The following is a 25,933-nucleotide window of genomic DNA, read 5'->3' on the forward strand; positions in this document are numbered from 1 at the left end:
AAAGAGCCCATAGCCGGGCTCTTGAGGCTTTTAGATTGTTGTTTTTGCTTATTGTTCTGTGGCGAATTCCTGTATCGGCCACAATACGGTTGCCACCAGAATAAGGAGAAACATGAAAGGCGGGACAAGGATGTAACCGAGCTTGCGCAGATCGGCCTGTGTAAAGGCCGGGGGCTCCAAGCCACCGAACAGCACGACCGGTTTCGCCGATACCATGGTCATCTGGCAAAAGCCGCTGGCCAGTGTGACGACCATCACAAGAATTGAGGGATCGACGCCGAGGGCCGAGAGCGGCAGCGCAAAGGCGGGGATGAGCACCGTGGCCCGCGCCGTGCGCGATGTGATCACCAGATGGGAAAAAGTGGCGATGATGACGGCAAACGAGATGATTGCGATCGGTGCGGTGATCATGCTTTGGCGAAAGAGGCTCACCAGCCGATCGGCCAGCATCTGGGCCGTGCCCGTTTCGATTAATGCTTCACCGATGACCAATGTTCCTGCCATGAACAGCAGCAGGTTCCATTCGACGGTTTTCAGGGCGGCTTTCAGCGTCATGCCGGAGACATTGGGCATGCACAACACAAGCGCTGCCACCACGCCGACCAGCGCCATGCCGATGCCGTGAAGGGATTGGGTGGAAAACATCAACACGGTGGCGCAGACCACTGCGGCGACGGCGATCTGTTCGCGCGAAAGCGATGTGGGGCGTTTTGGTGAGACGTTTCCACCTGGTGCCATTTCGCGTTCCTCCCTCGTCAGGAACACGTGCAGAAGGATGATGCAGGCAATCAGGCAGGTAGCCAGTGAAAATGGGCCGGCCAGAACCAGCCAGCCGATGAAATCCGGTTGGCTGCCGGTGAGGCGAGACAGGAAACCGGCAGCAACGAGATGTGCGCCGGCACCGATCAGTGACGCACCGGCCGAGAGCAGGATGACGGTGGGAAAAAGCAGGCCGAGTGCACGGGAAATCCGCGCATTGCCAATTGCGGATGACAAGCCAAGATAGACCGGCATCAGGATTGCGGCGCGGGCAGATGTCGAGGGAATGATAAAAGCGGTTGCGAAGGTAAGAAGCGTCAGCATCCAGAACATCGAGCGGATACTGCGCATCCTGGGCATCAGGCGATCCATCACCTGCTCGATCAGGCCCACATGCCGCAACACGCCGGCAATCACGAAGGCCGACAGAAGCAGCCAGATGATGTCATTGCCCAGCGAGCGATAAACCTGATCCTCCGGTATGGCGCCGACGACAGCCAATGCGACAGCACCTGCCAGCGCGACCGGAGTCTCCGGCAACTCAAGGATGGTCCATGCGGTGATCGCCGAGAAGAAGATGAAGAGCGTTGCCCGCATCGACATAGTCAGGCCATCGATTGCCAGAAAGATCAGCACGGCTGCAAAACCGATGAGCAGTGCTGCGACCACCTGCTTGAGATGTTTCAAAGATACAACAGGTTCGGATACCACAGTCGCCGTTTGGTCTTTCTGCGGATTTGCCATGGGCAAGGACATGAGGTGCGCCACCACTTGGCCTCCTTTGGATTACGCCGTCATCAGAAGGCTGTTTCAGATCGTGGGGAGGCGGTCAGTCGGCCTTGGATCTCCCTGTGTCTGGTTGTGAACGTTTGATGACGGCTGATATTCCCGGCCGTGATGCTTTTTCGAGAAAAGAAGAGATGCCGAAAAAAATGTATGGCGCTCGGAATAAACCGGCTTCAACGGCGTTCATCGACTGGTATCGACATGAAACATGGAAGGAGAACAGTCATGAGCCAAGTTCTTGCCACGAGCGCGATGGCCCTGCTTGCCACCGTCACACTGGCGGCGTCAGTACATCAGGCCCAAGCCATGCCGCAGGTGCACCCGCACACAGTCGCATCCTCGCAGGTTATCCTGGTGGGCGATGATGATGACGACGATCGCCGTTATGACCGTCGGTATCGTGGCGGGGATGACGGATGGCCGAGATTTCGTGGCGGTTCCCGTGACTATGACGATGATGACGACGACGATGATGATTGATATTCCGTCATCGAAAACAGACATTTCGTGCCCGGCCATGCGCCGGGCATTTTGTTTTCAGGCACAGCACTAGCGACATCAACTCTGGCACAGAACCTTTGCGTTCAGAAGGCCCCAGCCGAAAATCGCGTCCTTGCCCGGCTCTCCCATGTCGTTTGCCGAACGCGTGAGGGCATCCGCAACCTCATCCGGTCTCATTTCGGGGGCGGCGCCGAGTAGCAGCGCGGCGGCGGCGGCGACGAAGGGTGCTGCAAACGAAGTGCCGCTCTTTTGCCTTCCACCGGAAACGGAAGCGGCTGTCCATACACCGACGCCTGGGGCAGCAATGTCAATATGCTCGCCACGAATCGCACGGCGGTAAGGCTTCATATTTCTGTCCACGGCCGTTACGGCGATTACATCCGCATAAGCTGCGGGATAGACCGGCTTGGCGTTCGGGCCGTCGTTGCCGGCGGCCGCGATCAGGATTGTGCCCTTCGATATTGTGGCACGCACAGCCTGTTCGAACAGCCTGTTCGGCGGCCCGCTCAGGCTCAAGTTCACGATCCGGATGTTTCGGACGGCGAGCATATCGAGAGCCCGGATGAGATCATAAATGTCTGCGATATCGGCGGCCTTGCGATAACGCTGAAAGGCATCAATCGCGACCAGTTTGCCGCCGGGCAGCAGACCCGGAGCGCGGCTGCTGGCAGACCCGACCAGAAGGGCGGCAACGGCAGTGCCGTGCTGCGCTGCAGATGTCGGCTCCGCGCCGTCTCCCAATCGCAGCACTTCGATCGCCGCATCGGCAAGCGAGGCATGATCGGCGTTGATGGCAGTGTCGATCAGGCCGATCGGCAGGGGCGTGGCGCAGCTTGTGGCCCGTCCATACCCGGCATGCTGTGGCCAGTCGACGATATGCCTTGCCAGCTTGCAGTTGCCGCCGGGGCAGGGTGGCGTTTCCTTCTGCTCGGGCTGATAAAAATGATTGAAATCCACAGAAGCGGCAGGTGCCGCGGTGCCGACTGCCTGCCGGGCCGCCTCAAGCGTCATGCCGCGCGGTATCGTCAGCTTGACCATTTCGCTGCCGGTAAGCGCGATAGGCGTCCGTTCGTCGACTACGAACCCGTCCTGCATCAGGTTTGCGATCGTGGCCTCTTGGAGTCCCAACGCTACGATTTCATTTGGGGCACGATTGGGAACGGAGACGGTGCGTGTTGGGGGTGCGCGGCGTTCCGCCCGTTTGAATGGCCAGCCGAACAGCGAACGCAAATCACCTCGTGGCCGCCGAGCATCGTAGCCGTTTCCGCCATTGGAAGAGCCACCGTGGCTGCCGCTGCCACCATCGTCTCCATCGTCATCGCCTCCGTCGTCATCATCAGCAAACGCCGCGGTGATTCCGGGTGCGATACCAACGGACTGAAGCACTGGCGGCGCAGTCACGCCGCCGCCAGCGATGAGAATCGCGATAAAAAACCTGAAGCGGATCGGTGAAGTCATCGACAAGGCGCTACCTCCGGTGGAAAACAGCCGAAGCATTCCTAACATATACGGGAACGCTATCTTGGATAAACGTTTGTCTCGACAAAATATTCCGTATCGTGCCAAACAACATACATGACGAATGACACGCCCACAGTGCCGCAGCGGTTGGTTGAGTTTCTGCCCAACCTGCGTCGGTTTGCGATCTCGCTCTGCCATTCACGTGAATTGGCCGATGATCTCGTGCAGGCTGCTTGCGAGAGGGCAATCGTTGCGGCCGAAAGTTTTGCGCCCGACACCCGCTTCGATGCCTGGATGTTCCGCATCCTGCGCAATCTCTGGATCGATCATCTCCGCCGCGCCCGCACTGCAGGCCAGCAGGAGGAGATCGAGAAAGCTTATGACGTGTCGGTTCCTTCTGGAGAGACCGCAACCCATGCCCGCATGGAACTGATGGAAGTGGCGACCGCCATGCAGAAATTGCCGGAAGAACAGCGCGAAGTGCTGGTTCTGGTCTGCGTGGAAGAACTGAGCTATCGCGACGCGGCCGATGTGCTCTCCATCCCCATCGGCACGGTTATGAGCCGTCTGGCGCGGGCGCGTAAAAATCTGGCTGAACTGACGGGAATAAGTTTCGGGGAGAAACGTTCGTCCGATACGAAAGGCGGCGTTGCATGACCATGGAACATTTTGACGACGAGACACTGATGGCGTTCGCCGATGGCGAACTTGACGCCGCGACCGGCCGGCGTCTGGAAGCGGCGCTTGAGACCGACGATGCCCTGGCCGAACGTCTGGCCGTCTTTCTCGACACACGAATGGCGGTTGGATCTGCCATGAAACCGCTGATCGATGAGCCGGTGCCTGAAGCGCTTGCCGCAAACGTGCGGCGTATGGCCGAAGCCGCTGAAACCAAGGCTGCGAGTGCGGCCGAAAACAATGTCCTTGCTTTCCAACCACCCGGAAAGCGGACGGCAGCCCGCAGCGGGCAGCCGTGGATGATGCCGATCGCAGCCTCCATTCTTGCCGTCATCACTGGTGTCGGCGGTTATATGGCAGGGCGTGGAAGTGTCGAACCGGGTGCCGCCCTCGAAAGCGCCCTTTCCGCCGCCCTCGACCGGCAACCCTCCGGCAGCGATGTCGCGCTTGGCAAATCCGAGGCGCTGCATATCGTTTCGAGTTTTATCGATGGCCAGGGTGAACTCTGCCGGGAATACGAGGTGAAACGACAGAACGACGCGACGGCAACCGTTGCCTGTCGCTCGGATGGAAACTGGGTCACGCGTCTTGCTCTGTCGTCGCCACGTGCGGAGGGGTATGTGCCGGCATCTTCCCAGGAAACGATCGATGCCTATCTGGCCTCGATCGACGCCGGTGAACCGCTTTCCGCCGAAGCGGAAAAAAACGCGCTTGCGGGCAAGGCCGAATGATTTTTCAGATGCGCGCGGGATAAGTTCCGATCTGCACCGTTCTTCTCGCATATGCCGCGAGGAGAACGCGATCATGGCGCAGGTTTTGGGGCGAAAACAAGCCTTTGACCATTTGTTAAATTTAAGGCAGGGAAGACCAGTGTTTAACCAGGCCGCAGGTTCGTATCCCGTTCAACGCGAATGGGTTGGAGTGGCCCGCTTTACGGGCTAACGTGGTCCTAGGCACCATGCTTTCGGAATGACTTAAACCAGACAAAATGCAGGGCTCATCGCCGAGGGACCCTCAAGTCTACCCTTGCAGATTGGGGTCACGAAAACGTTGGGACGCGCGTGCACCTCGATCTACGTATTCCGGCGCACAGGATGGCTTTACGCCTCAGTCGCTCCTCGGCTCAACAGAGACTGTTGCGGTCCTCCCCGCAATCAGGCTGACCGACTTCGGAACGTCGTCGATCTCAATTCGCACCGGAATCCTCTGGGCCAGGCGGACCCATGAAAATGTCGGAGCAACGCTAGCCAGCGAGCCTGCAGAATCGCTTCGCTCGCGATCCTCAATCCCGGCGGCAACACCTGCGACATGGCCGATAATCGGCTGCCGTTCTCCCATTATCTCGATCTTCGCGCTATCTCCGACATGGATCCGCGGGAGTTTTGTTTCTTCAAAGTACCCCGCAACGTAGATGGCGTCACTTTCTATTAGCACCCCGACCGCATTTCCGGCGGAGACATAGTTGCCTCGACGTAAAGGGAAGTTCGTGATTTTGCCCGAGACTGGCGCTCTTACGGTTGTTCGGTCAAGGTTCAGCTTCGCGAGATCAAGGGCGACGAGTGCCGATTGGTAAGTGGCGTCTGCCTGGTACCGCAGGCTTTCTGCGTGCTGCCGCTCCTTGAGGCTGGCGGCTTCTTTGGAGGCGAGCAGTTGATATCGTTCGAATTCGATTTTCGCCAGATTCGCTGCGGCCTTACTGCTCTGCACTTGGGCCTCTGCCTGGCGCAGAGAGAGTTCGAAACGGTTTGCTTCGATCCGAAACAGGGGCATCCCTTTCTCGACTTGCGCGTTGTCGGATACCAAAACCTCTGTGACGGGTCCCGACACATCTGGTGCCAGACGAACGATATCTGCCCGGATGTGAGCGTCCCGTGTCCACGGCGCTTCCATGTAGAAAGACCACAGGTGCCAGCTTAGAACCGCTGCGCAACATGTCATGGATAAGGTCAATAGGGCTCTGCCAAAGGTGATGGTAAAATTTGTCATGTCTGCAACCAGTTGAGAACAGCGGAAAGCACGCCAAGGAGAGTGATATAAAGTGCGAGGTTGAACAGTGAGCGATGCCACACCGCTGAATAAAGCCTCAGTCTGCCGAACACCGGCATGAGCACCCGGAGCAGGCCGTATGCACACACCGCGAGTGCGGAGAACCAAGGCAGGAAGACACCATAGAGGTCGAATTGTCCGGTCACTTGGCATTCCTATTCGATGGAGACGTTGTCGAAACCGGAGGATTCTTCTCCGGTGCAAGGCACAGACGAAGAGCGGCCGCGTGCACTATGAGTTCCGTGTCGGCGTCCGTTACGCAGAGGTCCGCGGTTGAAAGAATAAAGGCGTCCAGCATACCAAGTGCACGCTCCATGGCCTCGCCACGCTTGGCGGGCGTCATCCGATACAAGAGCTCCAACGCCGAGAAGATGACTTCGGCCTGGACACAAACAGGTATCGAGGCTTCGTTCGAGCGCACCTGCATTGCCGTCATGTGGAGCCCCGCGCGCAGGTCCCTCATCAGGTCGGTATCGGATGTGTCGGAGGTGGCAGGTAGTTTCGCTGCCCTGACTGCAAACATGCCTGCCACGTCGATGACGTGATGGCGCGTGACATGCGCGTCGGCATGCTGGCCCCCCGCGATCCCGGCGATATGCGTCTGTGTCACTGAGAAAAGCCTCCTGGCATTCGTCTCGGCCCTCACAGATCGGAAGATGCCGCACACCACGATCGCCCAGACCATCCCAAGAACAGTCGCGGTACCCGAGTTTACAAACGTCATGAAGTCGCTGCTCTGGTGTGCCTGAAGAGTAAGAAGAAGTGGAAAGTTTATACAAAGGCCCATGCCGACGATCGCAAGCGAAGGCACGGCAAGGCAAATCCCTGCAGGTATCAGGAAGAGGCCTAGTGCAGCGACAAGCGGCACAAAACCATCGATCAGCGGAAGGATCGCGAAGGCATAGACGGACGCCGCGATGACCGACCCGATGGTGACGTACACGAATTTGCGCATGGCTGGCACCGGATCGTCCATCGTCGCCAGAAGGCAGCAAAGTACGCCTGAAATCTGGGCAAATGTCATGCCGTCGGTCCACGCGCTGGCGATCCAGAAGGTGATTGATGTTGTGAGGCAGATCGCAACCGCCAGTGCCGAAAGCAACGCCATGGCGATGTCAGCGTGCTGGGATGGGATGTTTTCCCGAGACGCGAAGCGACCAACTGCCCTCGCTGCATTCTCTTCCTTCAAAGCGTCTCGAAGCGACTGATACTCACGAGAAACTTGAGCAATATCCCGCAAGTTCCGCGAAACATTAGCAAGAAGAAGCACTTCCCATGATCGAGGCGCTTCGAAAGAGGCTGGCGCATTGGTTTTGATCCCGAAGAGTTCCGGGGAGCTTAACGATGTCGATCCGATCGCCGCAATCATCGACATGGCCTGCTCCGTGCCCGGAGTGCCGAGTCTGGAGAATGCCCTTCGCTGATCCTCGAGTTCGCTCAACAACGGAAGAATGGCGACCATGCGGTGCTGCAGTGACCTCAGAAGCGAAACGGCAGATCGATATCTCGATCCGTCATATCGAAGGTGGACCGTGAACGACCGCAGGTCCGCCGCTTCTGCCGCCAAGGCGTATCGTTCCGCTCTGTTTCGGGCTTGATCCGCCCTGGCGGTTGCAGTTGCCGCAAGGAGCGCCTGCGCCCTTGCCATCCAAGCATCGATCCGCCCGAGCAGTGCTGTGCCGACATGGACTGGAAAAACAACGTGGCTGACGATCGAGGCACACAGGATCGCAAGTCCGATCTCCTCGACCCGCGCAACGACAGTGTCAAACGTGCTTGCCGGCGCCGTGACAAGTGGCAATCCTGCGAGAAGCACGGTGTATCCGGCCAGCAGGGAAACATAGCTGCGGGGTGTGCGGTCAAGAAGGCTGATGAACGTGCATCCCGACACCCACAAGATAATCGCTGCGGAAAGCAGTGCGGGTGAGTTCACGAGATTTGGGACCATAATGATGGTCGCGCCGCCCCCGATCAGCGTTCCCAGCAGTCGATAGAACGATTTTGATGAGATAGCGCCCGAAAGGGGATGAGCAACGATGTAGACGGTTGAAACCGCCCAAAACGGTCGCGGCAGATCGAACCTGATTGCGATGTAATAAGCAAGCATTGCCGCAAGGAACGTCTTCAATGAAAAGATCACGTTCCCGGGGGTGACAAAGGTTCGAGCGCTCATAAGTCATCCACCGGGTGAGCGTCGACCTGCGTCGCGCCTCTGTCACCCCTGGAGGTGGTCAGTCCATAGAGTTCAGGCGAGACGTAGCAAAAAAACGGTGTCGCTAAACATGCATGCATATAAGCATCCGACAGATCAGCGCGTGAAACGACCGACGATGTCCGTGACCGGCGGGCAAACCAAACGCCAACTCTCTCAAGGAAGGTTTTCACGGCCATTCGCGCGATAGCTATGCGACTGGCCCCGCGCCCCACGCTGTCTGGAAGCATGATGCAATGCTTGGAATAGCACGTCTGAGGCAATCGAATTTCTGTCTGAAAGATATCAGACCAGTATCCAGGCTCATGATGTTGCACTGACATCGTCATTCTCCGAATTATCTGGGATGACTCTATCGACAAAGCCTGTTGATGAATTTAGATATCCTCTCAAATGATGACTAAATTCCACCATCCGCCCCTATCCCTTTCTGCAGCCTTGGGCGACCACGACCTAGAAAAGTCCGCGGCGCGAGTGCACGCTGTGAGGATCGACGTATCCCAGAACGAACGGGAGGCACCTGAACACCGCCACCAAAAAGGGCAGCTTGTCATGGCCTCACGGGGCGGCGTGACATGTCGCGTTCCAAGCGGGATGTGGATGGTGCCGCCCCATTGCGGCGTCTGGGTTCCCGGCGGCATGCCGCATAGCAACGTGGCAACCGCCAACGCCCGTTTGTTTTTTCTGTTCATCGAGCCGGGCGCCGCCGATCTGCCAGACCGGTGCTGCACACTGTCTCTATCCCCGCTCATCCGGGAACTTATCATTGAGATGGCTAATCAGCCCGCAGCAGTGACCGCAGATTCAGAACTCATGGCAACACTGCTTCTGTCGGCGTTGCCGCGGATGCCGATAGAGCATCTTCATCTCCCGCTTACAGATGAGCCCCGGCTTGTGCGGATTGCATCGGAGCTGGCCGACTATCCCGCCGATCGCAGTACGATGGCGCTATGGGCAAGGCGGGTGGGGATGAGTGAGAATTCGCTCGCACGTCTCGTCCAGCACCAGACCGGCCTCACATTCGGTCGTTGGCGACAGCAACTGCAATTGATCGTCGCAATCCGCAGCCTTGCGGCCGGGTCGACAGTTCAGCAGGTTTCGGGCGACCTTGGATATGAATCCGTGTCTGCGTTTATCACCATGTTCAAGAAAGCGCTTGGCACATCGCCAGCCAGATATTTAGGTAACTTTGACCGGTAGCATCATGAAATTCAGTTATCACCTGAGAGGAGATAAGGCATGTTCACCCACATCATGATCGGCAGTAACGACCTGGAGCGGTCTAGAAATTTCTACGACGCCACCTTTGTTGCCCTAGGGGGCAAGCCCGGCGAGATGGATGCGCGAGGCCGACTGCTCTACGCACATGAAGGAGGGCGGCTGATGATAACGAAACCGATCGACGGGAAGCCGGCGACCGCTGCCAACGGCGGAACGATCGGTATTGCGGCGACGACCCCCGACCATGTCGTGGCATGGCATGCCGCTGGTGTCGCACACGGCGGCACGTCAATCGAGAGCCCGCCTACGGAACGACCGAACGGCGCGTTCGTCGCATATCTTCGCGACCCCGACGGAAACAAACTTTCCGCGCGGACGCATCAGCTGAAATGAGGTAGCTGTGCGTAGCTCCTAGTCATGCCCAGCGACCGATATCGAAATCCGAATGGACGAGGACGCTTAACATAAAGAGACGGGGTTGGAGACCTTGCGGGTCAGTTCATCGACGTCATCTGCGGCAAGAGAAGGCAGGGCACTTAGAAGAACCAGAATAGACCCGCTGCGTACATTTTTTGTCGCCGTGGAGAGCGCATATTGTTCGAGGTCGCGGCTTCAATTGAAGTACGCAACTATAAACACGCTCGATTTTGGGTTGAACGGCAGGCGACGAGGTAGCTCTCCGGGTTAGACTAGGTGATCATCAGAGGTCTGTTTCCTATAAGGAGCGACTGGCCGACCTCGTTGCATTGACCGGTTGGCGAACGAAATCGTGAGATGAGCCTTGCTGCAGACGTCGAACCTTCATCGCCTCGCGAAACATTGGCTTCTAACTGACGGGAGAACGGGGTAGTGCTTTTGAAACCCTGGCCGCGACCGGATCGGAGACAGGAGACAAGTATGTCAGCGCTCAAGGACAACCGTGAGCATTGCATGATCAGAAATGCGTTCGAAGCTTTTGTTTAACAAGGGGTCTGCCGCGTCAACTCTTGTAACAGCATCCTTCCATCTCCCGCCCTTACGAAGGATCGCGCGGTCGGCCTTGAAATTCGACAATGCCGTGGGCAATGTCTGCAGAAGAGTTGTGCCCTTTTCAAGTCCGGCGCTCAGATCTTTGTAAAAGCGACGTTTTATCGAACCCCAGTGGTTCAGGTCCCCGATCATAATGTCCGCTCCGTGAATGACACTTGTGTCGACAAATACGGGAACGATATTCTTGTCCATGCTTGTGAAATTCGGCCCGGGCAAGTGCGCGGACGTAATCGTGATGTTGGCGTAACTGCGGGGCATTTTCACTGCTGCGGTGATGACGCAACCATCCCGATACCAACCTGTTTCCTGATTGGCGACCTTGGCACCCCATCGTTTGACGGAATCCAGCCTCAAATGATAGTCCTGCCCCTTAACGGAGTAGACGGGGTTGGTATCCGAGTGGAGTTTTTTCTTCCCGATAATGCCTCCGTCTTCATCGCTGTCAATGTCGTCTGATCCCTCGACAGCAGATGCCGACCGTTTCTTGTTCAGCGACGTTTGCTCGATGACTGGAACCGCTGTCGCGTATGGGTTCGTGATATATGCCTTTCTCAGCAATTTCCGTGCATCATGGGCTGCCTGTATAGCCTCCTGATTGGCTTTATCGATATAGGGGCGCAGATTTGCCGGAAAGCCGAGCTTTTTGACATCGAGAACTTCGATGCCCTGGTAAATTATAATTATCCACTCACGGGTGTAGGCAAGGCCGCCACAATCAAAGGCAACCACGGTGGGCGAATATTTCGCCCTGTGTGGATCGAAAGCCTGTTTTATCAAGTCCACGATAACGTCTATCGAATTCAGTCCACGGGCCCTTGTCCTTGGCGGAGCATTGATTTCCAGCAAGGTCCCTAAAAATTTGCGGTCCTTATTATCGCCATCCTCAAGGACCGCCACAATATGATCAGCCACATCGCGGGAGAGTTCACGGGCCTTGCTTTCTGAAAAGTTCTGTAAATTCCAGGTGAAGACTGAAATATTCATTGGCGACAACCAACCTGCTGGAAAAGATTTATAACAAGTTTCATGTATCAGGCGCCCGAACCCGGACACATGCCCGGGTTACATAGTGCGCAATGCTCCTTCTCACGCATCAGCGATCGGACGGGATCCGGTCTGCAAGAAGAATCCGGGGTGCGAGGAAATTGACTTTTTCCTCGCGATAGAAACCTATGCCGATAACATCTTTTGCCGCATCCGCGATGACGCCCTTCTGCGCAACGACGAGTTGGTCTGCATCCCGCAGAGTGTCGGAGCGCGAACTCATCGGGGCGATCCATTCGGCATGGCCGTCATATCTGTACATCGGGCTTAGTATCGTGGTTCCCGGGACGAAGGCAAAACGCATTTCGCTTATGGGATGGGACGGCAGATAGAGCAGGCTGTTCTGGATAAAGCATTTACCTTGTGCCTTGTCGCTCCAGATATAGGCAGACTGCTCTGGATCGGCCTCATCCGGCTCCCGCTCCTCATATACCCATTGGCATGTGGATGAACCGGTTCTCTGGACATAGAGTTCGCATTTCAAACCCCAGCCATCTCGGGTCCGGCCACGGTTATATGCCTTGAATCTCAGGCCCCTGACCTTGCCCCTGACCGGGATGGGAAGGCTGCAAAAGGAATAGATGGAGTATGGAAAAACGCTCGTGTCCCGGGGAAAGTCCTGCGTGAATGATCTGCCTGCATCGGCAGTCATAACCGCAGACCATCTCTGACGGTCGGTGTCGGCCTGTTCCTCGAGGCTGACCGGATAAGACTGTCCGTGCATATTGTTCGCCGTGCCGGATGTTGCAACCTTCGAGGTTTCGGTGATGGGCTTCAGATAACCTTCACTCGTCAAGGCCCACCGCTGGCGTTCGCTCGCGGCCCTAGTCCTTGCGCATAATTGCCCGTTGCTATCGGCGGTCAGCAGAAGCTCGCTCTCCACATCGCCATCAACTGCCTTGATACGGCTGGTGATCACGCCATCGCCGCCCATGGTCCATACCTGGTGCGCACCGCCAAGATCAGGCAGCATGACCACGCGGGAACCGATATCAGGTGCTATTTTGCTGACGCATTCTGCATCCTGAACAGACAACACCATCTTGTTGTCGCGGGAGCCCAGCTTGAACAGTCCATCGGGCTTTGTCGAAGGCAGTTGCGCAAATGTCTTCAGGTCGAGCGAAGGTGTGATCTCGGTGAGGTTCCAGATCTCCGTTGCGTTGGCGCTTTTTGCTTGCGGCCGCGCAACCAGCCTTTTTGCCTGGTTGACGGCGAGTACATAATTCCCTTTCATGGTGGTGCTGGTAAAGGTTCCCGCACCGGAATATGCCCATTGCTGATGCTCGGCCATGCCCACCTGCTTCAACAGGACCGGAAGTTCCGCCTGTTTCGAGCCTGCTTCAGCCTCTCCTATACTGATAGCAAACTCGGCTGTCGCTCCACGACCCTTGAGGCCGGCCGGGCGAGTAACAAACGCGATGAGATGTCCCTCGGGACTCATTCTCCAGGCTTGCGTATCCGACGGGATGATTTCCACCAGGCCAATGCTGCCTCCGTCAGTCGGCGGTACTTGGCTGATAGTCAGTCCGCAAAGGTGCGCGGCATTCTCGGCAAGGAACCATGTTTCAGCGGCCAGATTGCCCAGACGATCCCCATATTCCCCGTAGAAAATAAATGCTGCGTTCTCCCTGTATAGCAGATCACGTTTGGTACTCCTTGCAGCGAATTCGCCGAGGATAGACCAGCACGCATCTCTCAGGTCGGTAGGAAGAAGATTGATGCTCGGTACGAGATCCTCACGCTGCACAACGCTCCAGCGGCGGTAATCAGATAATGAACGGATCCAGCCGCCGGCATCCTGGACAAGACCGCCTTCTCCGCCCATAGCGTGAAATGTGGCCGACTGGTTTTCTTTCCGTGAGTTTTCACTCGCCTGATCCTGCGAGGAATCTTCGCCCTCGACAGATGCCTCGACATTGGCGGAGACCGTTTTCAGGTTTGCTTTTACAGAGGCTGCGAAACGTTTTGTAACGTCGCTCGTCGTCTGCGCACCTTCGTATGTTCTGGTTTCGGTGGCGAAAAGGCGACCGCCAACAAGGATCATTGTCGGGGCGAAGTGGCCGAAAGCGTCGAGCACTTTCCGGAGTGCTGAAAACCGGCCTTCGATGGTCTGGTAATCGTCCATCACTTCGCGGCACGCATCGATGAATTCCTGGCTGGCACAGGGCTTTCGATCATCGAATGACAATTCGATCCGGGGCAAAAAGAAGTTCGAGGTTATGAAAACCTGCTTCTGCAGGCCGCCAGCCCCCTCCTGGCTTTGCCGTGAGGAAGAGACTGCAACGCCCAGGCCGCCCCGTACAGCCACACCGGCACTCACCGCCAGCGAGAACTTCAGGTTAGTGACGCCATTCTTCTGGTTCTGATGCACCTCTTCCGAAAAAGCGAAATAATTCTCGAAATATCCTGCAAATGCCGGCTTTCGATACAATGGCTTGGCGACGACGATATTCGCGGGCTGCGCAGAGAGCGCTTCTGCTCCGGGTCGCCTCAGCACATCCCTGAAACCGACCTGAACCTGGTTCGAAGCACGCTGATCGATTGCCACACCGCGATAGAATCCGACGCGATCCAGCAGGTCTTCCCTTTGAGCCGGCGTCAGATCGAAAAAGTCCTGACTGTCGTTGATCTGGAGATTGGCCAGATTCATCAGCGTGGTTTTATCGCGCGCCGTAAACTCATGATTTGCAATGGACATCTCGTCCATTTTTTCCACGAGCTTGCTCGTGATGTCGGGTGTCGAGGTCCGCACGGCGGAGAGGATCGCGGCACGGTCGTCTGCCGCTTCTTTCTGCACTTGTGCCGCCCGGACCTTCAGCTGTCTTTCAGCCTCTGTGACTTCCAGTTCCGCCTCTTGCAGACAGTGGATACGGGTCCGCTGGTTCAGCGCCTCGTATTTCTGCTCGATCTCGTCTTCATCCGGTTCGGCGGGCTGTGGACCTGGCATCACTGATTCCTGAAATGTTAAAGCTGAAATATGCTGCCACCTGCACGGTCCCGTGCAGGTGGCGTACGTACGGCTGTTAAAACTGTCCGTTCAATCCGATCCGTCCGCCGATTGACCTGTCGCCATCCCCTTCGAAGTTGAACAGCAAACTGGCATCAACCATCCACAGGTCCGGCGTCTGAAGTGCCAGCCCCGCCTTGAGGGCGCCGAAGGCCCCGGAACCATCGAGGCCGGATAAGCCTCCCGTCACACCGATATTCGGCCTGAGCATCGAGCCGTTATCGAGAGTGAAGGAGCGCGTGATCTCGGCACCGAGACTGACGCGAAACTGCTCCTCGTTAAAGCCATTGATGATAACAGTGTCGCCAGTGCCGTTGCCGACGGTGTAATCCTCGACTTTTTCCGAGAAATAGACTGCCCTGAACTTCGGCTTCAGCATTGTATCACTACCGATATCCCACTGGCCTTCGATTGCGGTATCGGCCATCCAGCGGCTGGTTCTGAACTCGCCGTCCCAGATTTGCGTATCGATGTCGTTAACAGATCCGCCATAGCGCAGGCTGGCATTCCAGAACACGCCCTTGCCGATTTCGAAAGAGGCATAGGGGCCAGCGAGCCAGCCGTTGCCGCTCAATTCTGCGTCCTCGTCTGTCGGGTCGGTCATGTAATCATAGTGGAAAGACAGCCCGAACAAGATCTTCTCTGTCAGAAGGTAGTCCGCGCCGGCATTGAGCATGCCGAAGCTGCCCCACTTGCCGCCGTTGTCCGAAGTATCGGTGTGAGCCAGAAAGGCGCCATCGATCCATATATTGAATGGTGAGCTATAGCCGCCAGCCTGGCCGTCGGCCTTGTCCCTTGCCGATTGAATCCGGGCGAGACTGGTGGAGAAGTCTAAGGTCATGCCGTTTTGCGATGGCGTCACGCGGGCAGTAACTGGCCCGGTTGCCTCGCTCATCTGCCGGCGTTCGAGAAGTCCGGGAACATGTATCGTGGAAGCGATCATGCTCTGGCGGGTGCGGATGAAGCTATGGACGAGCTGGTCGATATCCGATTCCACCTGCCCGGCGTCATAGGCGATATTATAGACCACTGTGCCGGTATTGGAGATACCCAGTGCGCTGGTAAGCCTGAAACCGACACGAGCTTGACCCGAATAGGCCGGGTTCGGCGTGAATTGAAGATACCAGCCAACAGGCGTGTTAACCGGTCCGCTCTGGGCCAGCTGGCCCTGGATAATCGTTGCAGTTCCCGCATTTGACGGCTCCACGAAGGTCGTTTCGGCCTGCACGAATGGGCCGCCTGTCGCGCCGCGGTTCAGATAAACATCGACAGGCGAGGAGCCGGTATCGATATTGACCACCTTGTCAGTGACAGTGACGGTTCGGGGCCGGACGGCCAGCGAATAGCTTGCTGTTCCTGTGGAGCCATTGCCGTCACGCGCCTGAATGCTGAAGGCATAATCCTTCTCTTCAGCATCGGCGGCGGTGGGCCCGGTCAGTTCGCCGGTGGAGATATTGAGCACTATTCCCCTGGGCAGAGTTCCGGAGGCGAGACTGTAGACCAGTGAACCGGTGCCACCGGTGGCTGTGGTAGTCTGGCTATATTCCTCGCCGACCATGGCGTCCGCAAGGGCTCCGCCACCTGGCGTAAACACAAGTGTGGTTACAGGAGAGACGATACTGACGGCGTAGCTCGCAGAACCTGTAACATTGTTTGCATCGATTACCGTGATGGTGAAGCTGTAGCTTCCGGCGACTGTCGGCCTTCCGGAAATTTCGCCCGTTGCAGGATCGACGCCCAGACCTGACGGCAAGGATCCGGAGGCGCTGAAGGTGAATGGTGCGGTGCCTCCCCTCAGAGAAAGTGTCTGACGGTAGTCATTGGCAGTCGTTCCGTCAGGCAATCTTCCGCTTGCCGGTAAGATGACGAATGTTTCGGGCTGATAAGTGAAGCCATTGGCCAATGTGCCCGAGCCACCCGGAGCGGTAACCACGATATCCACAGCACCTGCCCTGTTTGCTGGCGTTGTCGCGCTGATCGATGTCGCACCATTGATGGTGAAACCGGTTGCTGGAACGCCACCGATGCTCACTCCGGTTGCTCCAGTCAGGTTGGTGCCGGTAATGGTAACTGCCGTCCCGCCGGCGATTGTGCCGGATGCGGGCGAGATACCGCTGAGGACCGGCACGGGCGGGCGGACGGTGATGTTGACCGTTGCCGCCGCCGAGGTGCCATCGGCATTACTCGCGGTATAGGTGAAGCTGTCGGGGCCGAAAAAGCCTGCTGTCGGTGTATAGGTGATCGACGTGCCGGAAGCGTTCGCTGTACCGTTTGCTGCCTGGGTGCCTATTGCAACCGAAGTTGCCACACCACCTGTAATGTTCAGCGCAATGGCATTGCCGGTCGAATTGGCAGCAACAGTCTCGGAAACAGCATTGGCGACCGGCGGTGCCGGTGCCACAAAAGTGTAACTGTTGGTGAGTGTGCCTGTTCCGTCAGGCGTGGTCACCACCACATTCCCGGCACCTGCCGCATGAGCGGGCGTTGTCGCGGTAATCGAGCTTGCCGACACGACCGTAACGCCGGTTGCGGCTACACCACCGATGCTGACCGCAGTGGCCCCGGTCAGATTGGTGCCCGTAATGGTAACAGCCGTTCCGCCCGCTGTTGTGCCGGATGCAGGCGAAATCGAGGTAACATTCGGGGCCGAGATAGGGGCCGAGCAAACAATCGTAACCCCGCTCAGGAATGTTCTGGAATTGATCTGGATCGATAGCCCGTTGGTGCTCAGGGAGTTGTGGCTGCCAAAATGGGGTCCAGCAGAACCTGTATAGCTCGAATACCGATAAAATACGGTGCTGCTATTCTGGTTATTCAGCCTGATCTGGGCGGAGTTGATCTCGGGGACGGTTTTTGGGTCGCCGCCATTATCGGTAAATGACACCGTAACCGTTTCCCCGGTCACAAAATCCGCCGCATTGAATGTTGCCGAATAGGATGTGGTGCCACTATTGCTATTCAGGGTCGTGCAGGCGTTCGACAACGCCAGAGCGGGAGATGCCGCTACTGCAAGGCCCGTCATCGTTAAGGTTGAAAGAAGGATCCTCCGGATTAGTGACGCTTGCAAAAATTTCCTGAGCACTAGTTTTCTTGCAAGAAATCCCGTGGCCTTGACACCAATCATTTCAAAGTTTTCCGTCGTGCATGCGTTTCCGAAGGTATGCCTTTTGCAGCAATGAACATGTTTAGTTTGCTTCGCCCTGCCCGGACAGAACGCAATTGGAACGGTTTGAAACGGTTTGGAACGGAAAGCGTGTCTGCGTGGCCACAATCGCCCTAAATATCGACAGGTCGTAAGACCGGTTCGACGGGTCGCCGGTTCCTGCTATCGGGAATCAGGCTTCATGCTTGACAACATTACCTTCGGGAGCCAGTGGGAACGGGTGGTGTGCGCGCGACGGGGGACAAGAACCGGCTCGTTCAGACTGTTGCGGCCATTCTGGCCATTGACCTTCCGGGTGTGGCATATGTCGATATTGAAGCTTTTTCTGGCCATGCTGATCGCGTTGTTCCTTGGTGCCACAGCCACAAACGCTGGCGACGGCGCTTCGGAAATTCGCATTCGGGAAGTGCCGGGTGTATTTTCCGGCTCCCTGTCTCTTGATGGCTTTATCGATGTCGCACTTGTCGAGAATGCAGAGGCGACACTGGATGATCTGCTCGCGCAGCACTCGTTATTCGCGCCGATTGCCGGGCATGATATCAATCTCGGTTTCGTCCGGACCTCCGCCTGGATGAGATTTGCGCTGGCCTTGTCGCCGCAGGCGGAACATCCGCAGAATCTCCTCCTGTCGCTCACGCCGAATTTTACGGATGAGCTGGAGGCATATGTTGGCGTGCAAAAAGCCGGAATGAGTGCTGCGGATTTTGATGTCTACGAGATGGGTGATCATTCGCCGCGCTCACGCGCCAATGTAAACACATCGGCGAACATACTTCCCCTTGAGTTGCAGCCGGGCCAGACGACGATCATATATCTGCGCGCCCGGAATCATGACGCAAGTCTCAACGTTTCAGCGGAAATACTGTCTCCCGCTCATTACGAATATGGGTCGATCATCCAGAATATCGTTCGTGGCATGTGGTTCGGGGGCATGGGCATATTGCTCGTCATCCAGTTCTTCTTCTTTTATTTTGATCGAAAAAGATTTTACATCATTCTCGCCATGGATATTCTGGCTGTCAGCTCGACATATTTTGGAAGCCTCGGCCTGGCCAGGCTGCTGTTCTTCAATGAAGGCGGACTCGGCAATGACTATCTCACCAGCACCTCATCGTGGTTTGGCCTGATCGCCGGTGCTCTCTCGATTGCCGCAATTCTTGATCTGCGCCCCCGCTATCCGCTTATCGATCTCTATTTCCGGTTTGCCGCACTGGTTGGCGTGGTGGGCATATTCTGTGTGCTGTATGGGGTGAACCGCTATTTCGTGCTGGTGGCCGGGCCCGTCATTCTTATACTTACCACAATGGCCATGATCGTTGCATTTCTGGATTTTATCCGCTCCCGCGATGCTCAACATGGCCTCAACCTTGCGGCATTCGGCCTGCTGTGGGCCGGGTTGATGGCAACCAATGGCCAGCGCTACGGCGTTCTCCCCTTGCCGGTATGGGTCGCCGGTTCCTATGCGGCAACGAGCATCATCCATTTTACCCTGCTGACAGGTTCGCTTGCCGTGCGGCTTCGTAATGCCGAGGCGGCGGCAAGGGAAGCCGATCGCCGTGCAGTTCTTGCGGCAAATGCCGCCGAGCAGCATGCCAATGATCTGGTGCTGAAACGGACGCGCGAACTTGAGGAAGCGAAAGGCGTTGCGGAACACGCATTGCATGCCGAGTTAAAGGCACAGGAGCAGCAGGTCCGGTTCATGGAAGTTATTTCGCACCAGTATAGGACCCCTCTTGGCGTCATCCGCACGAACCTTGAAAGCGTGAGGCTCACGCTTCCGAAGAACGATGACGCCAATCGCGCCAGACTGGATCGGGCGCGTGTCGGCATTTCACGTCTGGTCGAGGTGCTTGAAGTCAACCTGACACGCAGCAAGCTTCAGGGACCAGCCTATCAACCAGCATTTTCAGAAACTAGCGTTGCCGATCTGATCGGTATCATCATTCCGGGTGCACATGATCTTTTCCACGGTGCCACTATCAACGTTACGGTGACGAGCGAGGCTGAACGTGCGCGAATTCGTGCTGATCGCGAAATGCTCAGGCTAGCAGTCATCAATCTTCTCGAAAATGCCTTCAAGTTTTCTGCCCCCGCAGGATCATCAATGGTTTGGCTGGACGTATTTTGCGAGGGGGATGAGGTGCACCTGCGGATCCGTGACAAAGGCATCGGGATCGCAGGACAGCAACCCGAAGATCTCGTCAGGAACTCCGTTCGCGGAGCCAATTCGGCGCATATCGAGGGGACCGGTATGGGATTGTCTCTGGTCAAGCGGGCTACGGATGCGCACGGAGGGCGCTTCGTGCTCGCAGGCAGGGCCGGGGGTGGAACCGAGGCAACGATCGCCCTGCCGGTTCCGGGGTGAACCTGCGGAGCGGACGATTAGTCACCGGGACATAGTGCTCATGGCCCGGATTTTCCGTTTGCAGAATCCTGCCCGTGATTTTCATGTGTTTGCGACCGGGAGGAGGAACGGGTAAGATAGTCATGCAGTTTGCTTCAGGGCTGCATTGCATGGCATCCAGACGTAAGGCCGATGATCAGAGAACCAACGCCACGCCCTTATCCAAGACAATCGGGCGGAAATCAACCTATTCGCGTAATCCTTGTTGAAGATGATTTCGACTTGCGGCAAGGGCTGACAGATTTTCTTCGTCTCAACGCGCTCGCGGTGACGGCAGTTGCGAATGGTGCGGAGTTTGATCGGGCATTTGCCACCGAAAACTTCGATATTGCCATCCTCGACCTCAATCTTCCGGATGTAAGCGGCTTCGAGATCGCACGCTATATAACGGAAAACACAAATCTGGGCATTATCATCCTCACGGCCAGGACATTGAGGGATGACAAGCTCCGGGGCTATGCCGAAGGCGCGAATTTATACCTGACCAAGCCCGTTGATGGTGATGAACTCGTCCTGGCCATCAAAAATCTCGCAGATCGCATCGTGCAGACAGGCGAAACCTCGAAGCCACCGGTTGAGCCGGCCACAGGCTGGCGTTTTGATAGCGCAGCCCGGCGCCTCGTGTCCCCGCAAGGGATAGCGATCAGGCTATCCGGGCGGGAGGCGAAGCTGGTTTCAAGACTGGCTGAAGAGGGCGGTCGTATCGTATCTCGCGCAGAGCTTGTGCGCGCCATGGGCTACGGGGAAATGACCCCGGAGACCAGGAGCCTCGATGCGGTTTTACGGCGCCTGCGCGTGAAGGCGCGTGAGGCCGGACTGGAACTTCCGGTACATGTGATCCATGCCGCAGGCTTCCAGTTCTCCGGCGAGATCATTATGCGTTGAGGTCTGTGGGTCGTCTATTCCTTGAGTGACAATGGTCGGCTTGCAGTATGGAGCGCTGGAAGTGGCCTACATGCCGCCTCCGGCACACCAGGTACCAGTTAGTATCCAGATGCCATGCCACCTGTCGTTTGGCAGTTAACCGTGAGAATGCGGCCGTTCGCTCAGGCTCGGCGTCGACGCTACTACGCAACTGTACGAAATAGGCCGCTTTTACCGCCGTTCGTGAGCGATTTTAGCAAAGAATGGCGCGGTTTCGATGATCGCAAGTAAAGATGAAAGCAGGCCCCCGCAACCAATTCCTACTCCATAATATCCCCCAATAGCCCAAACTACGATCCAGTACGCTAAAACGCTACGATCATCGGTGCTAAATCCTCGGCAAAAAACAAAAATTTAAAAAGCGACAGGTGCAAAGCCGGGGGGCGGTCGGAGGCGCTGACGCCGCCGCTTGCCCGATGGATAAGCGAATATGGTCGCTGGTAAGCGGCAATCTTCCGAGATGCAGAAAGTGCCAATGCCGAATTATATAACGCGCAGCTTGTCGATGCCGCCGCATATGCCCGTGCGAGAGGAGACGGCTAAGCGACGAGTGTCGTTCGGTGCTAGCTCAAGGCAGAGTAAATCTGCGAAGCCGCGCATCCTACACGAATTTGCACTTTCGACCGGTGTCGATACCGACGGTTCTGCGTAACTTCCACGTAATTTTCGCTGGCCATACGTCTCCGCCTTGGTGCGTCTCAACGGTCGACGGGCGATCGTAGCGGCGATGGATCGAAAGGACAGACATGAAAAAGATCATTTCAGGCGTATTCGTTTGTTTGACGCTGACGGCGTGCAGCCAGACGGAAAAGGGTGCCGGCATTGGTGCGGCCAGTGGCGCGATCATCGGCGGGCTGGCAAGCGGCACGTGGGAAGGTGCTGCAGTGGGAGCCGCCGCGGGTGGCGCAGGAGGGGCTGTCATTGGGAACATTAGTGAACGAAACGACAGGAACCGCCGCGATCGCTGGGAACATCGGGACCGGCGCAGCTACGATTGCAGATATCGGGATAACTACGGTCGCTGCCGATAAAAAACTGGCCTTGGGCGACGGGGGCTAAAGGCCAAATGGATACCGGGCAGATTTCGGTTCCCCGTTGCCGAACATCTGGACCGCCGATCAACTTGGCGGCCAGTCGGTCATGACAGTCGAGTTTATCTGAACCACACATATAATTTGCTGTTAGAATTCCTGAGACAGCTGTCCGGGAATTGCACGATCAGGCCACTATGAAACTTCTGCTTATCGAAGATGATCCGGAAATGACGGATGCCTTGAGGACGGCCCTCTCGCAGCATGGCATCGTGCTTGACGCTGTTGGAGATCTGGCAACGGCGCGGGAAGCAATCGCCATGGCGGATTACGATATTGTCCTTATCGACCGGCAACTGCCGGATGGCGATGGCAGTACCTTTCTCGCCGATTTGCGCCGCGCGGGTTCAAATACGCGATCGATCATCATCTCCGCTCTGAGGTCGACCGACGAGCGAATTTCCGGCCTCAATGACGGCGCCGATGACTATTTGCCGAAGCCGTTCGAAATTCCCGAGCTGATTGCCAGAATGAGCGCTGTGCTGAGGCGGGTGCCGACAAACGGCCCATTCGTCCTGTCGGCAGGAAACGTCACCTATGATCGTGTTTCATGCGATGTGCATGTCAACGGCGTCCGGCTTGCGCTTACCCGCAGGGAACTGCTCATCATCGAAACTCTTCTGAGAAACCGTGGGCGTACCGTGTTGCGCTCGTCACTTGAGGGTCAGGTCTATTCCTTTGACGATGAGATCCAGTCGAACTCACTGGAATCCAATATGTCTCGCCTGCGCCGAAAGCTTGGCGAAGCGGAGGCCGACATTGTTATCAAAAACATTCGTGGCATAGGCTACTACCTTCATGAGCAGAAATAGGATGACCAGCACATCCCTTCGCTGGCGCTTCACTTTTGGTTTTATTGTCCTGCAGCTCTGCGCGGTCATCGCCTCGCTCAGCCTGGTTTTCTATCTCCTTTCTGGCCTCAAGCCCGATGTGGCGATCACGTCCATCTGGCTGTCTCAGGAAATCGCAGACTCGGTTCGTCTCGAGCCGAATGGCCGACCCCATCTGGTTCCGACGGCCGAGCTTAAAGAGATTATGGAGGAAGCGCCTGACCTGTGGTTCGTGGCAGACCTTGGAAAAGATATTGTCCTTGCACACGGCGCGCCTCCCGGGAAAATTGCCGACAACATGCCATTCCTGCGGGCGTTCAGGAGTGTCGAGCTCCATGGTGATCTGAATGATCCGTTGAGTGTCGCCCGCATGGAGCGTTTCGACACAGAGGCCGGTGAGGCAACGATTTTTGCTGGCGGTGTTTCGATGTCCCAATATGGTGTGACCGTGCTGTTGGGGAACCTTGCCATCGGCGTGCCGGCGCTGATCCTCGTCGCCATGTCCCTCATTGGCGTCCCGTTTGTCACACGCCTGGCTTTGCGATCCTTCAGCGATCTGACCACGCGTCTTGACAGGATCGATCTCGACACACGTGGCGCCCTGGTGGAAGAGCGCGGCCTGCCCAATGAGGTGCTTCGCCTGGTGCGCGACATCAACAGGGCGCTGCGTCGTCTCGATAGTGGCTTCGAGGCGACGGAGCGCTTCTTCGTCAACGCGGCCCATGAACTTCGAACGCCGATCGCTGTCCTGCAGGTGAGGATAGATACGCTTTCACCAGGTGCGGACAAGACACACCTGCAGACGGCCATCAAGCGACTTACAGCGATCGCGAACCAGCTTCTCGACACCGAAAAGTACCGGCAGAAGCCCCAGCAGAATGCACCTGTCGATCTCAACAGCGTCGTGTCGAAGGTGGTCGCCGACCTTGCTCCCCTGGCGATCGCCGAAGGCTACGAGATTTCGTTCGATAGCGATGCGGAAAACCTGTTCGTTCCCGGGGATGCCGAAGCTCTGGAGCGTGCATTCGTCAATCTGGTTCGTAATGCAGTTCAGTACGGAGGCGGACGAGGACAGATATCTGTCAGTATTGAGGCTGACGGCAGCGTGACTGTCGCCGATCAGGGCTGCGGAATTGCCGGCGATAAGCAATCGCGCATATTTGAACCGTTCTACCGGGTCAGCCCTCACGGCTCAGGTGCGGGCCTGGGGCTCAGCATGGTCAACGAGATCGTTACCCGTCACGGCGGCTACGTTGAGCTTTCGTCCGCTCCAGGCAAGGGCAGCACATTCGCCGTGCGCTGGCGCGAGAAGCGCGTTTTCCAGCAGCGGTAGGGGCCGTCGCCTGCGCCAACAGGTAAAGGCATCTTCATCCGCCGATATTGGCTGAGCACGGCCGCGATCGCTTGATGTCTGGCGGGCAATCTCTGGCACACCATCCACATTGCAAACACTCTTTGCCGATCGGTTGATTTTACAGCGCGTGCCAAACGGATCAGGCGCGACGACCGCTCCCCGTAATTTTCGGGTAACTCTCGTGACAGAGAAAGCCCGCAAATTTCAATAGCATGGACCACGACTAAATGACACGACACATTACCCGCAAGCGTTTCATCCTGGCGGCGGCAACCCTTGTCGGTCTGCTGGGCGTCTGGCTCCTGTTTCTGCGTCCGCCGGCGAAGCTTGAACTGGTGACCGCGCAGGCGCGAACTGGTGACATTGAAGAGGTGGTGCTGGCGACCGGGGTTCTCGAGCCGCTCGAGCTGGTGCGTGTCGGCGCCCAGGCCTCGGGTCGCGTTGAGCATCTGGCTGTCAAGATCGGTGACATCGTCGAGGCTGGCCAATTGGTGGCCGAGATCGATTCCCAGACCCGGCGCAACACCTTGCGGGACCGTGAGGCCGCTTTGGCCAACATCCGCGCCGTTCACGCCGCGCGTAGCGCCGGTCTGGTGAAAGCCGAGAAGGATTTCGAGCGCGAGCGTGACCTGCTGGCAGGTGGTTCCACGCCGCGCGCCCAGTATGACGCCGCGGTTGCGATGCGAGACACCGCGCGGGCTGAGGTTCAATCGCTGGACGCTCAGGTCGCCCAAGCGCAGGTCGCGCTGGAGTCTGCGGGTATAGAACTGGACTATACGCGGATCACTGCTCCAATCGCCGGAACAGTGGTCGCGATCGTCACTGACGAGGGTCAAACCGTGAATGCCCTGCAGACCGCGCCGACCATCGTCATGATCGCGCGATTGGACACAATGACGGTGCGCGCGGATATCTCCGAGGCTGACGTCGTGCGTGTGCGGCGGGGCCTTCCGGTCTGGTTCAGCATTCTTGGCGATCCGAAGCGTCGTTTCGATGGGGAGTTGCGACAGGTGGAACCGGCCCCGGCCTCCATCGCCAACGAGAGCAACGCCGCCGCGAGCCGGATTGGCTCTACCAACGGCGCTGTCTATTACACCGGGCTGATCGACGTGGCGAATGCGGACGGGGTCCTGCGGCCCTCCATGACGGCGCAGGTGTCCATCGTTCTGAGCCGCGTCAGCGGCGCCGTGCTTGTCCCGCTCAGCGCAGTGGAAGGGGCGCCCCGGGCCGGCGATACGGCGCGTGTGCGCACACTGGGCGCGATGGGCGAGGTCCAGATCCGGCAGGTCCAGGTCGGCATCGATAACGGCGCGGACATCCAGATCCTTAGCGGTCTTCAGGCAGGCGAGACCATTGTCCTGGGAGCATCCACGGACGAACGCACGGATGGCCAGGCTCAACTGGCCGCGGCGAAGCGATAGGG

20 protein-coding genes are annotated in these 25,933 nt (G+C 57.3%); 12 read left to right on the top strand and 8 right to left on the bottom strand.

Features of this window, described 5'->3' with window-relative positions; genetic code table 11:
• Positions 1 to 48: 48 nt before the first annotated feature.
• Complete coding sequence (locus tag FCH38_RS16770) at positions 49 to 1,530, bottom strand: SLC13 family permease (RefSeq protein WP_336510808.1); 1,482 nt, start codon at positions 1,528 to 1,530, stop codon at positions 49 to 51.
• A gap of 240 nt (positions 1,531 to 1,770) precedes the next feature.
• Between FCH38_RS16770 and FCH38_RS16775 the strand changes: the two genes are divergently transcribed.
• Complete coding sequence (locus tag FCH38_RS16775; protein ID WP_174374437.1) at positions 1,771 to 2,025, top strand: hypothetical protein; 255 nt, start codon at positions 1,771 to 1,773, stop codon at positions 2,023 to 2,025.
• Positions 2,026 to 2,103: 78 nt separating this feature from the next.
• Here the strand turns inward: FCH38_RS16775 and FCH38_RS16780 are convergent, their stop codons facing one another.
• Positions 2,104 to 3,141 carry a S8 family serine peptidase gene (locus FCH38_RS16780; RefSeq protein ID WP_236776634.1) on the bottom strand — a complete coding sequence of 346 codons (1,038 nt, stop codon included), beginning with the start codon at positions 3,139 to 3,141 and terminating at the stop codon, positions 2,104 to 2,106.
• Positions 3,142 to 3,330: 189 nt separating this feature from the next.
• Here FCH38_RS16780 and FCH38_RS23500 point away from each other — a divergent pair, with 189 nt between their 5' ends.
• The 3 genes from FCH38_RS23500 to FCH38_RS16790 all read left to right on the top strand — a co-directional run bounded on the left by FCH38_RS23500 (position 3,331) and on the right by FCH38_RS16790 (position 4,916).
• Positions 3,331 to 3,498, top strand: coding sequence for a hypothetical protein (locus FCH38_RS23500; protein ID WP_236776635.1), 168 nt, complete (start codon positions 3,331 to 3,333; stop codon positions 3,496 to 3,498).
• Between the two features lie 123 nt (positions 3,499 to 3,621).
• Entirely contained in the window at positions 3,622 to 4,164 is a 543-nt protein-coding gene (locus FCH38_RS16785) for an RNA polymerase sigma factor (RefSeq protein ID WP_174374438.1), read from the top strand.
• Complete coding sequence (locus FCH38_RS16790) at positions 4,161 to 4,916, top strand: anti-sigma factor family protein (protein ID WP_174374439.1); 756 nt, start codon at positions 4,161 to 4,163, stop codon at positions 4,914 to 4,916. Before FCH38_RS16785 ends, FCH38_RS16790 begins: the two co-directional genes overlap by 4 nt.
• Positions 4,917 to 5,292: 376 nt before the next feature.
• Here FCH38_RS16790 and FCH38_RS16795 read toward each other — a convergent pair whose 3' ends face one another.
• From FCH38_RS16795 to FCH38_RS16805, 3 genes are read right to left on the bottom strand one after another with little or no spacing between them, the layout of a single operon-like run.
• A complete protein-coding gene (locus FCH38_RS16795) occupies positions 5,293 to 6,171 on the bottom strand; it encodes an efflux RND transporter periplasmic adaptor subunit (protein ID WP_174374440.1) in 879 nt (292 codons plus the stop codon).
• Positions 6,168 to 6,377: a DUF1656 domain-containing protein gene (locus FCH38_RS16800; protein ID WP_149900703.1), complete on the bottom strand. Its 210-nt coding sequence runs from the start codon at positions 6,375 to 6,377 to the stop codon at positions 6,168 to 6,170. The genes FCH38_RS16795 and FCH38_RS16800 overlap by 4 nt, the downstream gene beginning before the upstream one ends.
• Positions 6,374 to 8,404, bottom strand: coding sequence for an FUSC family protein (locus FCH38_RS16805; RefSeq protein ID WP_174374441.1), 2,031 nt, complete (start codon positions 8,402 to 8,404; stop codon positions 6,374 to 6,376). Before FCH38_RS16805 ends, FCH38_RS16800 begins: the two co-directional genes overlap by 4 nt.
• A gap of 432 nt (positions 8,405 to 8,836) precedes the next feature.
• Here FCH38_RS16805 and FCH38_RS16810 point away from each other — a divergent pair, with 432 nt between their 5' ends.
• Together FCH38_RS16810 and FCH38_RS16815 are read left to right on the top strand one after the other, a co-directional pair.
• Positions 8,837 to 9,643, top strand: coding sequence for an AraC family transcriptional regulator (locus FCH38_RS16810; protein WP_149900705.1), 807 nt, complete (start codon positions 8,837 to 8,839; stop codon positions 9,641 to 9,643).
• A 39-nt stretch (positions 9,644 to 9,682) separates the two neighbouring features.
• The gene (locus tag FCH38_RS16815) at positions 9,683 to 10,057 is read left to right on the top strand and encodes a VOC family protein (protein ID WP_149900706.1); all 375 of its coding nucleotides are present in this window, start codon (positions 9,683 to 9,685) and stop codon (positions 10,055 to 10,057) included.
• Positions 10,058 to 10,564: 507 nt separating this feature from the next.
• Here the strand turns inward: FCH38_RS16815 and FCH38_RS16820 are convergent.
• From FCH38_RS16820 to FCH38_RS16830, 3 genes are all read right to left on the bottom strand, one after another.
• Positions 10,565 to 11,677, bottom strand: coding sequence for a hypothetical protein (locus FCH38_RS16820; protein ID WP_174374442.1), 1,113 nt, complete (start codon positions 11,675 to 11,677; stop codon positions 10,565 to 10,567).
• A 109-nt stretch (positions 11,678 to 11,786) separates the two neighbouring features.
• Positions 11,787 to 14,684 carry an RICIN domain-containing protein gene (locus tag FCH38_RS16825; RefSeq protein WP_174374443.1) on the bottom strand — a complete coding sequence of 966 codons (2,898 nt, stop codon included), beginning with the start codon at positions 14,682 to 14,684 and terminating at the stop codon, positions 11,787 to 11,789.
• Positions 14,685 to 14,760: 76 nt separating this feature from the next.
• Positions 14,761 to 17,868 (bottom strand): IPT/TIG domain-containing protein, encoded by a 3,108-nt coding sequence (locus tag FCH38_RS16830; RefSeq protein WP_174374444.1) that lies wholly within the window; start codon positions 17,866 to 17,868, stop codon positions 14,761 to 14,763.
• Between the two features lie 220 nt (positions 17,869 to 18,088).
• On the opposite strand from FCH38_RS16830, the gene FCH38_RS16835 reads away from it, so the two are divergent.
• The 6 genes from FCH38_RS16835 to FCH38_RS16860 all read left to right on the top strand — a co-directional run bounded on the left by FCH38_RS16835 (position 18,089) and on the right by FCH38_RS16860 (position 25,931).
• A complete protein-coding gene (locus FCH38_RS16835; protein WP_174374445.1) occupies positions 18,089 to 20,272 on the top strand; it encodes an ATP-binding protein in 2,184 nt (727 codons plus the stop codon).
• Between the two features lie 171 nt (positions 20,273 to 20,443).
• The gene (locus FCH38_RS16840; protein WP_174374446.1) at positions 20,444 to 21,196 is read left to right on the top strand and encodes a response regulator transcription factor; all 753 of its coding nucleotides are present in this window, start codon (positions 20,444 to 20,446) and stop codon (positions 21,194 to 21,196) included.
• Between the two features lie 785 nt (positions 21,197 to 21,981).
• On the top strand, positions 21,982 to 22,266 hold the full coding sequence (locus FCH38_RS16845; protein ID WP_149900712.1) for a YMGG-like glycine zipper-containing protein: 285 nt from the start codon (positions 21,982 to 21,984) through the stop codon (positions 22,264 to 22,266).
• 197 nt (positions 22,267 to 22,463) lie between these two features.
• Positions 22,464 to 23,138, top strand: a complete 675-nt coding sequence (locus FCH38_RS16850; RefSeq protein WP_174374447.1) for a response regulator transcription factor — start codon at positions 22,464 to 22,466, stop codon at positions 23,136 to 23,138.
• 1 nt (position 23,139) lies between these two features.
• Positions 23,140 to 24,489, top strand: a complete 1,350-nt coding sequence (locus tag FCH38_RS16855; RefSeq protein ID WP_174374448.1) for a sensor histidine kinase — start codon at positions 23,140 to 23,142, stop codon at positions 24,487 to 24,489.
• Positions 24,490 to 24,737: 248 nt separating this feature from the next.
• Positions 24,738 to 25,931, top strand: coding sequence for an efflux RND transporter periplasmic adaptor subunit (locus FCH38_RS16860; RefSeq protein WP_174374449.1), 1,194 nt, complete (start codon positions 24,738 to 24,740; stop codon positions 25,929 to 25,931).
• Positions 25,932 to 25,933: the final 2 nt, after the last annotated feature.

The sequence above is a fragment of the Agrobacterium tumefaciens genome, from assembly GCF_013337285.1.
Classification (GTDB): Bacteria; Pseudomonadota; Alphaproteobacteria; order Rhizobiales; family Rhizobiaceae; genus Agrobacterium; species Agrobacterium burrii.